Origin of the sequence: Scandinavium sp. UTDF21-P1B (assembly GCF_040750395.1) — a bacterium.
In the GTDB taxonomy this organism is placed as follows: Bacteria; Pseudomonadota; Gammaproteobacteria; order Enterobacterales; family Enterobacteriaceae; genus Scandinavium.
This window is the reverse complement of sequence record NZ_JBFLVD010000035.1, coordinates 98,019-106,250: the sequence shown is the minus strand read 5'-3', so window position 1 is coordinate 106,250 and position 8,232 is coordinate 98,019. Positions and strand designations below refer to the sequence as shown.

Sequence of the window (8,232 nt, the reverse complement as noted above, 5' to 3'; positions counted from 1 at the left end):
TGTTAAACCCGTGGCGATTCACATTTTTAAGAGTCAGGAGCATGGTCAGAAATGCAGCATCGTCTTTACTTAAATGAACAAAAAGCTAGATACCACTCTCAAGTTGTACAAAACATCAATGACTTGAAAAAAGGCAAAGGCTAAACTCCGGAGTACTTCTGATTTGTTCTGGCTTATTGGCTAGACAGATTGTTGCTCAGGAATGAACGTTCGAGAGGAAATGAAGTGAACATCTGGTGGCATACCAGGAATGTGAAATACAGAAAAGATTTTTAAATTCAATGCATTGAAGATAATGAGTGGCGGAGAGAGGGGGATTTGAACCCCCGGTAGAGTTGCCCCTACTCTAGTTTTCGAGACTAGTCCGTTCAGCCGCTCCGGCATCTCTCCGCAGAATGGTTGCCATGATGCCAGGATCTTTGGCATTTTAACAGGCCCTGCCCCTTTAATTGATGTCAAGTGACGAGTTTGCGAGCAAAGCGATGATTAAATGGCCCTGGAAAGCAAATGACGCCCCCCTTAACGCGGATATCCCATGGGAACAGGCGCTTGCCATCCCTGTTCTGGCAAGCCTGTCACCGGAAGAACAGCTGAGACTTACGCAGCTGGCAGACCGTTTTCTACAACATAAGCGTCTCGTCCTGCTGCAGGGATTAGAGCTGACGCCACTGCAGAATGCGAGGATCGCCATGCTGTTTTGCCTGCCGGTTCTGTCGCTCGGCCTGGAGTGGCTTGACGGCTTTCATGAAGTGTTGATCTACCCTGCTCCGTTTGTCGTGGATGACGAATGGGAAGATGATATTGGACTCGTGCATAACCAGCGAGTGGTGCAGTCCGGACAAAGCTGGCAGCAGGGGCCTATCGTGCTGAACTGGCTGGATATTCAGGACTCCTTCGACGCCTCCGGCTTTAACCTGATAATCCATGAAGTGGCGCACAAGCTTGACGTCCGTAACGGCGATCGCGCTAATGGCGTGCCTTTGGTATCGCTGCGCGAGGTCGCAGGCTGGGAACATGACCTGCATGCGGCAATGAACAACATTCAGGATGAAATTGATTTAGTAGGTGAAAGCGCCGCCAGCATTGATGCTTACGCGGCCACAGACCCTGCGGAATGTTTCGCCGTGCTATCAGAATACTTCTTCAGCGCACCTGAATTATTTGCCCCCCGTTTCCCGGCACTGTGGCAACGTTTCTGCCATTTTTACCAGCAGGATCCACTACAGCGAATGCGTGATAATGGTGGCAGCGAAAGCGCTAATCTACGCGTAGTTCACTAAAACGACACATTGCCTCTATTTCATGCAATCGAATCAGGCAGTTAAATTTAGTATTGACACAAAATAGGGCGGCTATTAATATGCGCCTCGTTCACACGATTCCTCTGTAGTTCAGTCGGTAGAACGGCGGACTGTTAATCCGTATGTCACTGGTTCGAGTCCAGTCAGAGGAGCCAAATTTAGAAAAGCCTGCTTTCGAGCAGGCTTTTTGCTTTTCTGCGTTCAGCAGAACAAAAAAAACGGTGAGGCTTTGCCGTCACCGCTTTCTTCACCGATACCGCTATTATTCTGCTTTAGAATCAGCCGTTTTCAGCTCGCCCATCACTTTCAGCTTTTTGGAGATCTCGCGACGCTCTTTGGAGAGTTCAGCATTTTTGATGATGTAGTCATCTACGCGATCTTCGTAGTCGGTTTTCATGCTGGCAATGATGCCCTGAATGGCTTCCACGCTCATGCCCGGCTTGATGTAATCACTGAGGTTGTCGAGCAGCAGTACACGCTTCTGGTTGTCACGGACCTTTTTCTCAACGTCCTGAATTTCGCGCTGCAGTTTGTTTTTACGACGGAACAGACGAACAAACTCCAGAACGTCCTGGAACGAAGGTTTGGTTGTTTCCATTTTTACACCCCTGATAATTGAGATTCGGATTCGTAAAACAGCCGCTACAGATAAACATAACTGCTGGCGACCGTGAATGACAATGGTTTTTGCTCTGGCTTAATCATAACCCTAAACCGAGCTGAATCGAAACAACCATCCGGTAAAGCGTGACCATCCGGGCGTTATTTACGCAATGCCCGGCAAATCAGATGCGACAGCAATTCCAGCTGGCGCGCCAGCTCCATGCTCAACCAGACGTAGCCATGCATTGGGGTTTCCGATAAATTCTCGCCCTTATAATCATTCACCAGCTGGCGCAGCTCAGCGACGATATCATTGAGCTTTTCGTTATTGGCAAGAATAGGCTGCGGATTGCCTTCGTATAGCGCATGCGCAATGGTGAGCAGCGTTTGCTGCGTCATCTGCTGCATGTCTCGCAAGGTATGTGCATTGAGCATCACATAATGGCTGCCGCGCGAGGCCCAGTACGCGTTGATTTGCAGCTCCAGCATACAGACCAGATTGCGGTTGACGGTCTGGATCCCTTCAAAAATGGCTTTCTGGATATGGGTTTCTTTACTGGCGGGAGAGATAAGGCCACGCATCTTGACGACTTCGTTTAGCGTTTTTTGCATCCGCCGCTCCAGACGCGGGCGCTCCAGCAAGTTGGGAGAAAATCCGGTCTGATAGAGGCGGTTAAGCTCCGTTACGTAGCCTGCCATCTGGATACGCCAGTGCAGGAAAGCCCGCTGCGGCCAGATCCCCGTGAACAGCATCGCCAGAAGCGAACCAATGATCACATCGCCGCTTCGCCACAGCGCGGTGTGCATATCACCTGCAGGTGCCCCGACAACCACTGAAAGCGTGATGCCGATAAGCAGCGCCTGATACGGCTTCTTACCGAGCGCCAGCCAGCCGCAGAGAAACATCGCTGCCGCGCACCATAGCAACATTAACGGCAGGGACATCAGTTCGAGCTTCAGCGCGACGAGCCCCATCGCCGATCCAAGGATTGTACCGCCAATACGTTCGAACGCACGTGGCACCACATTTCCCCAGAAGGAAATAGGCCCCATAAGAACAACCAGCGTAATGAGCGGCCAGGTGCCTTCAGGCACGTCAAACAACCGGATTAACAGGAAGGTCAGAATAAACGCAAGAGCAATTCGCACACCGTGAACAACACGGTAGTGGCGGTAGAGACGAATTTCAAAAGGACTCAGTGATTTATCGGCGCGCACATCCGCTCTCCGGCCTGGGCAGAAAACACAATTGTATCTGTTTTTCTGCCGCTGGCATCACGAATGTAGAAATAACCTTTCAGACAGCAGGTATTTTTACCTTAAACGCGGCGTTTTTTAACAGGGACATACATTTCGATATCCCAGTGGCCGTCCTGATTGCCGTCGTTGAGGTACAGTTCGAAGCATGGCTTCGCATCCAGCTCATGGTCTTTATCCTGCAATACGCTGTTGAAGAACTGATACCATGGCGTGGAGAAGTCATGATCGATCACGCGCGCCGACGCTTTGGCGTACAGCCCTGCCTCCACTTCAGTGACGATCACCCCTTCACTGTTAGCTGGCGGCGTGAACCCATCCGCTACTGTGACAACGGTATCACAGCGCAACTTTTCGGCCGGGACTTCGTCAGGATTATCGTAATAAACGGCCACCCACTCTTTCACCGGGATCTTTTGCCCGCTAACCCACATTGCCAGCTGTTCGAAGCCCTGCTTTACGGTCTGCTCCCACGGACCGACCATGTGAAAACCGGCCACTACGCGTTTTTGCTGCTGAGTGATGCTGTAATCCATACTGCCTCCGCTAACGATTTACTGGATAAATATACATATAAAATCTAGCAAACACATCTGATGGAGTATGTGCGATATTTCACAGAACATAAAAGTAAAACGCCCCCGGATGGGAGCGTTCAGAGAGGATCAGGCTTTGTGATGCAACCAGTCGCTGAAGCGGGAGAACATGCCGCCTTTGCCAACGCTTTCCAGCGTCACCAGCGGCCAGTGGGCAATAATTTTATTGCCGTCGTACAGTTCAATTTCACCTACGCGCTGATGGGCCGCGATCGGTGCATCCAGCTCTTTTTTGTCGAGTACGTATTTCGCCTTAATGTTTGGCACTTCGGATTTCGGCAGCGACAGCCAGAAATCCTGATCGGTGCCAAGACTCACCTGCTCTTTGTCCCCGTACCAGATACGCTCTACGCCCACCTGCTTGCCATTTTTCAGCACCTCGACCGTGTCGAAATTCTGCTGGCCCCAGTGCAGCAATTTACGCGCCTGATCTTCTCGGCCTTTGGAGCTTTCCGCGCCCATCACCACGGCAATCAGGCGGCGATTGCCGTCCACGGCAGAAGCAATGAGGTTAAAGCCAGCGCTGGCAGTATGGCCCGTTTTCAGCCCGTCGACGTTGAGGGTTTTATCCCACAGCAGCCCGTTACGGTTATTTTGAGTGATGCCGTTCCACGTCAGGCTTTTTTCGCTATACATGTGGTAGAAATCAGGCTCACCGTGAATGATGGCGCGGGAAAGCACAGCCAAATCGTAGGCCGAACTGTGCTGACCCGGCGCATCCAGACCGTGTACGGTTTCAAAATGCGTGTCCTTCAGGCCGAGTTTTTGCACGTAGCTATTCATCATATTGACGAACTGCGGCTGTCCGCCTGCGACATAATCCGCCAGCGCCACGCAGGCATCGTTTCCTGAATCGACGATCAGGCCACGACTTAAGTCGTGAACGCTCAGCCTGTCGCCCTCCTTCAGAAACATCAGGGACGATCCGTCAAAGACGGGATTTCCTTTCGCCCACGCATCGCGGCCCACGGTAACCATGTCATCCGGGCTGATACGGTGGCTGTCAATCGCGCGATCGACCACATAGCCAGTCATTAGCTTGGTCAGGCTCGCGGGATTGCGCTGCTGATGTTCGTTACCGGCGGTCAGAACCTGGCCGGTGGTGTAATCCATCAGAACCCAGGCCGCAGCCTGAATAGCTGGAGGTTGAACGGGTGCGGGAATGTAATCTGCGGCAACTGCGCAGGAAATGCCCGAAGCGAGCAAAGAAACAGCAATAAACAAACGGCCTTTCAACAGCATATCCTCAATTTCTCGTATTCCCGTTCTTTTTACGGCAGTTACGCTTTACTGACAGCGTTAAATTGCAAGGAAATATGACATTTCCTGCGAGCAAGGCCGCACGGCTCGTGTGTATGCTTCTGATGAGAGGGCAAATCGTTTACCATGACGGGCTAATGCGCACACGGGTTACTGATTACTATGCAAGACACGCCACCGCAAGCCGGCTTCCTGTTTCACGATTACGAAACCTTCGGCACCAGCCCACAGCTGGACAGACCCGCACAATTTGCGGCCATTCGTACCGACGCTGATTTCAACATCATCGGCGAGCCCGAGGTGTTTTACTGCAAGCCCGCCGACGATTACCTGCCGCAGCCTCAGGCGGTAATGATCACCGGCATTACGCCGCAGGAAGCGCTGGCGAAGGGCGAAAACGAAGCCGAGTTTGCCCGTCGAATCCACGATCTGTTTACCGTGCCGAAAACCTGCGTGGTCGGGTATAACAACGTACGATTTGACGATGAAGTCACCCGTAATATCTTCTACCGCAACTTTTACGATCCCTATGCCTGGAGCTGGCAAAATCATAATTCCCGCTGGGATCTGCTTGATGTAATGCGTGCCTGCTACGCACTGCGCCCGGAAGGTATCAACTGGCCCGAGAATGACGATGGCCTGCCGAGTTTCCGCCTGGAGCACCTGACCAAAGCCAACGGCATTGAGCACAGCAATGCGCACGATGCGATGGCGGATGTTTACGCGACGATAGCGATGGCGAAGCTCGTCAAAACGCAGCAGCCTCGCCTGTTTGATTACCTCTACAGCTACCGAGGCAAAAACAAGCTTGCAACGCTGATAGACGTGCCGCAAATGAAGCCGCTGGTGCATATTTCAGGCATGTTCGGTGCCTGGCGGGGCAATACCAGCTGGGTCGCACCGCTTGCGTGGCATCCGGAGAACAAGAACGCAGTAATAATGGTGGATCTGGCGGGCAATATTTCTCCGCTGCTGGAGCTGAGCGCCGATGAGCTTCGCGAGCGCTTATACACGCCAAAAGCCGAGCTGGGCGAGCTGGTAGCCGTTCCCGTTAAGCTGGTGCATCTGAATAAATGCCCGATCCTGGCGCAGGCCAATACGCTACGTCCGGAAGATGCGGATCGCCTTGGTATTAACCGCCAGCAGTGCCTGGATAACCTCAAAGTGCTGCGCGAAAATCCACAAGTGCGTGACAAAGTCGTGGCGATTTTCGCCGAAGCCGAGCCATTCGTTCCCTCAGAAAACGTCGACGCCCAGCTCTATAACGGCTTCTTCAGCGATGCAGACCGCGCCGCGCTGAAAATCCTGCTGGAAACGGAACCGCGTAATCTGCCTGCGCTGGATCTGACGTTTGCCGATAAGCGCATCGAAAAACTGCTGTTTAACTATCGTGCCCGAAACTTCCCGGGCACTCTGGACGAAGCAGAACAGCAGCGCTGGCTACAGCACCGCCGTAATGTGTTCACACCGGAATACTTACAGGCTTACGCCCAGGAGCTTGAAGCGCTGTACGCCCAGCATGCAAACGACAATGAGAAGCTTGCCCTGTTAAAAGCGCTGTATCAGTACGCACAAGAGATTGTCTGAGGCTGAATTGCAGACATAAAAAAACCGGAGACACTGTCTCCGGTTTTTTATTGCTTAACAGAATTAAGCGATATCTTCGTACTGAGGAACCGGGTTGCGGAAGCTTTTGGTCACGCAGGCCAGGTAAATCAGGCCCAGCGCGCCCCAAATCAGACCGAGTACCATCGAGCTCTCTTCCAGGTTAATCCACAATGCGCCCACGGTCAGCGCGCCACATACCGGCAGAACCAGGTAGTGGAAGTGGTCTTTCAGCGTTTTGTTACGCTTCTCGCGGATCCAGAACTGGGAGATCACCGACAGGTTAACGAAGGTGAAGGCCACCAGCGCACCGAAGTTGATCAGCGCCGTAGCGGTAACCAGGTCAAATTTAATCGCCAGCAGTGCAATAGCGCCTACCAGCAGCACGTTCCATGCCGGGGTACGCCATTTCGGATGCACGTAGCCGAAGAAGCTTTTCGGGAAGACGCCATCACGGCCCATCACGTACATCAGACGGGAAACGCCTGCGTGTGCCGCCATACCGGAAGCCAGAACGGTCACGCTGGAGAAGATCAGCACGCCCCACTGGAAGGTTTTACCAGCCACGTACAGCATGATTTCAGGCTGTGACGCATCCGGATCCTTAAAGCGCGAGATGTCCGGGAAGTACAGTTGCAGGAAGTAAGACGCAACGATAAATACCAGGCCGCCAATCAGCGCCGTCAGGAAAATCGCTTTCGGGATAACGCGTTCAGCATCTTTAGTTTCTTCAGACAGAGAAGAGATACCGTCGAAGCCCAGGAACGAGAAACACAGAATCGTCGCGCCGGTAATCATCGGCGTGATGTGCGCGCCATCAGACCAGAATGGACGACTACTGGTCAGCGTGCCTGCACCCGTACCATTGTGTACGCCCCAGATGATCATGCCGACAATGACAGCAACGATACCCATCTGCAGCACCACAATCAGGGTGTTGAAGTTAGCCACGGTTTTAATGCTGCGCAGGTTAGAGATGGTCATAAAGGCCACCAGCGCAACAACAAAGATCCACGACGGCACCGAAGGCACCAGCGCTTCAAAGTAAATTTTTGCCAGCAGGATATTGATCATCGGCATGAACAGATAATCAAGCAGCGAAGACCAGCCCACCATAAAGCCAACCGTCGGGCTAATGGATTTCTGAGCATAGGTATAGGCGGAACCTGCGGACGGATAGCGGCGAACCAGCTTACCGTAGCTTAATGCGGTAAACAGGATGGCTATCAGAGCGAATGCATAGGCTGTCGGGACGTGACCGTCGGTCAGTCCTGATACGATACCGAAAGTATCGAACAGCGTCATAGGCTGCATATAGGCAAGACCCATCATAACAACCGGAATCAACGTAAGCGATTTACGTAATTCCACGCGAGAGGTGTTTGGAGTAACGTTATGCGACATGGTCATTCCCCTTTACGGTGAAAACCGTCGCGTAAGCAAAAAATTGCCCCATTTTTTGGATTTCCTCGGCGACAACAACTGTCGATTTTTAGGTAAGTATCTATCCGGTACGAAGCCCGGCCTCTTGTTTTGTATGAGTGTGTCTCGAAAGCAAAAAAATAACCGACGCCTCAAAGTTGCGTCGGTTAGTCTCATTTTTTGCTGGC

The 8,232-nt window shown here is 52.3% G+C and carries 8 protein-coding genes and 2 tRNA genes; 3 read left to right on the top strand and 7 right to left on the bottom strand.

Features of this window, described 5'->3' with window-relative positions:
• Window positions 1–300 precede the first annotated feature (300 nt).
• Window positions 301–390: transfer RNA gene (locus tag AB1287_RS21235), tRNA-Ser, on the bottom strand.
• A gap of 92 nt (window positions 391–482) precedes the next feature.
• Here AB1287_RS21235 and mtfA point away from each other — a divergent pair.
• Window positions 483–1,280, top strand: a complete 798-nt coding sequence (gene mtfA, locus AB1287_RS21230) for a DgsA anti-repressor MtfA (protein WP_312627769.1) — start codon at window positions 483–485, stop codon at window positions 1,278–1,280.
• A 100-nt stretch (window positions 1,281–1,380) separates the two neighbouring features.
• Window positions 1,381–1,456, top strand: a tRNA-Asn gene (locus AB1287_RS21225).
• Between the two features lie 107 nt (window positions 1,457–1,563).
• Here the strand turns inward: AB1287_RS21225 and AB1287_RS21220 are convergent.
• From AB1287_RS21220 to dacD, 4 genes are all read right to left on the bottom strand, one after another.
• Complete coding sequence (locus AB1287_RS21220; protein WP_312627767.1) at window positions 1,564–1,899, bottom strand: DUF496 family protein; 336 nt, start codon at window positions 1,897–1,899, stop codon at window positions 1,564–1,566.
• Between the two features lie 164 nt (window positions 1,900–2,063).
• The gene (locus AB1287_RS21215; RefSeq protein ID WP_312627765.1) at window positions 2,064–3,122 is read right to left on the bottom strand and encodes an FUSC family protein; all 1,059 of its coding nucleotides are present in this window, start codon (window positions 3,120–3,122) and stop codon (window positions 2,064–2,066) included.
• Window positions 3,123–3,223: 101 nt separating this feature from the next.
• Window positions 3,224–3,697 carry a DNA gyrase inhibitor SbmC gene (sbmC, locus tag AB1287_RS21210; RefSeq protein WP_435619008.1) on the bottom strand — a complete coding sequence of 158 codons (474 nt, stop codon included), beginning with the start codon at window positions 3,695–3,697 and terminating at the stop codon, window positions 3,224–3,226.
• A gap of 129 nt (window positions 3,698–3,826) precedes the next feature.
• Window positions 3,827–4,993, bottom strand: coding sequence for a serine-type D-Ala-D-Ala carboxypeptidase DacD (dacD, locus tag AB1287_RS21205; protein ID WP_435619011.1), 1,167 nt, complete (start codon window positions 4,991–4,993; stop codon window positions 3,827–3,829).
• Between the two features lie 186 nt (window positions 4,994–5,179).
• Here dacD and sbcB point away from each other — a divergent pair, with 186 nt between their 5' ends.
• Window positions 5,180–6,604, top strand: coding sequence for an exodeoxyribonuclease I (gene sbcB / locus AB1287_RS21200; RefSeq protein WP_435619007.1), 1,425 nt, complete (start codon window positions 5,180–5,182; stop codon window positions 6,602–6,604).
• Between the two features lie 63 nt (window positions 6,605–6,667).
• Here the strand turns inward: sbcB and AB1287_RS21195 are convergent, their stop codons facing one another.
• On the bottom strand, window positions 6,668–8,026 hold the full coding sequence (locus tag AB1287_RS21195) for an APC family permease (protein WP_435619006.1): 1,359 nt from the start codon (window positions 8,024–8,026) through the stop codon (window positions 6,668–6,670).
• Window positions 8,016–8,078: a membrane protein YoeI gene (yoeI, locus tag AB1287_RS21190; RefSeq protein WP_101706264.1), complete on the bottom strand. Its 63-nt coding sequence runs from the start codon at window positions 8,076–8,078 to the stop codon at window positions 8,016–8,018. The genes AB1287_RS21195 and yoeI overlap by 11 nt, the downstream gene beginning before the upstream one ends.
• Window positions 8,079–8,232: the final 154 nt, after the last annotated feature.

Excerpts from the sequence above, each read along its gene's own strand:
- AB1287_RS21220 (WP_312627767.1), bottom strand. The coding sequence starts at position 1,899 with ATGGAAACAACCAAACCTTCGTTCCAGGACGTTCTGGAGTTTGTTCGT.
- mtfA (WP_312627769.1), top strand. The coding sequence starts at position 483 with ATGATTAAATGGCCCTGGAAAGCAAATGACGCCCCCCTTAACGCGGAT.
- AB1287_RS21195 (WP_435619006.1), bottom strand. The coding sequence starts at position 8,026 with ATGTCGCATAACGTTACTCCAAACACCTCTCGCGTGGAATTACGTAAA.
- sbcB (WP_435619007.1), top strand. The coding sequence starts at position 5,180 with ATGCAAGACACGCCACCGCAAGCCGGCTTCCTGTTTCACGATTACGAA.
- sbmC (WP_435619008.1), bottom strand. The coding sequence starts at position 3,697 with ATGGATTACAGCATCACTCAGCAGCAAAAACGCGTAGTGGCCGGTTTT.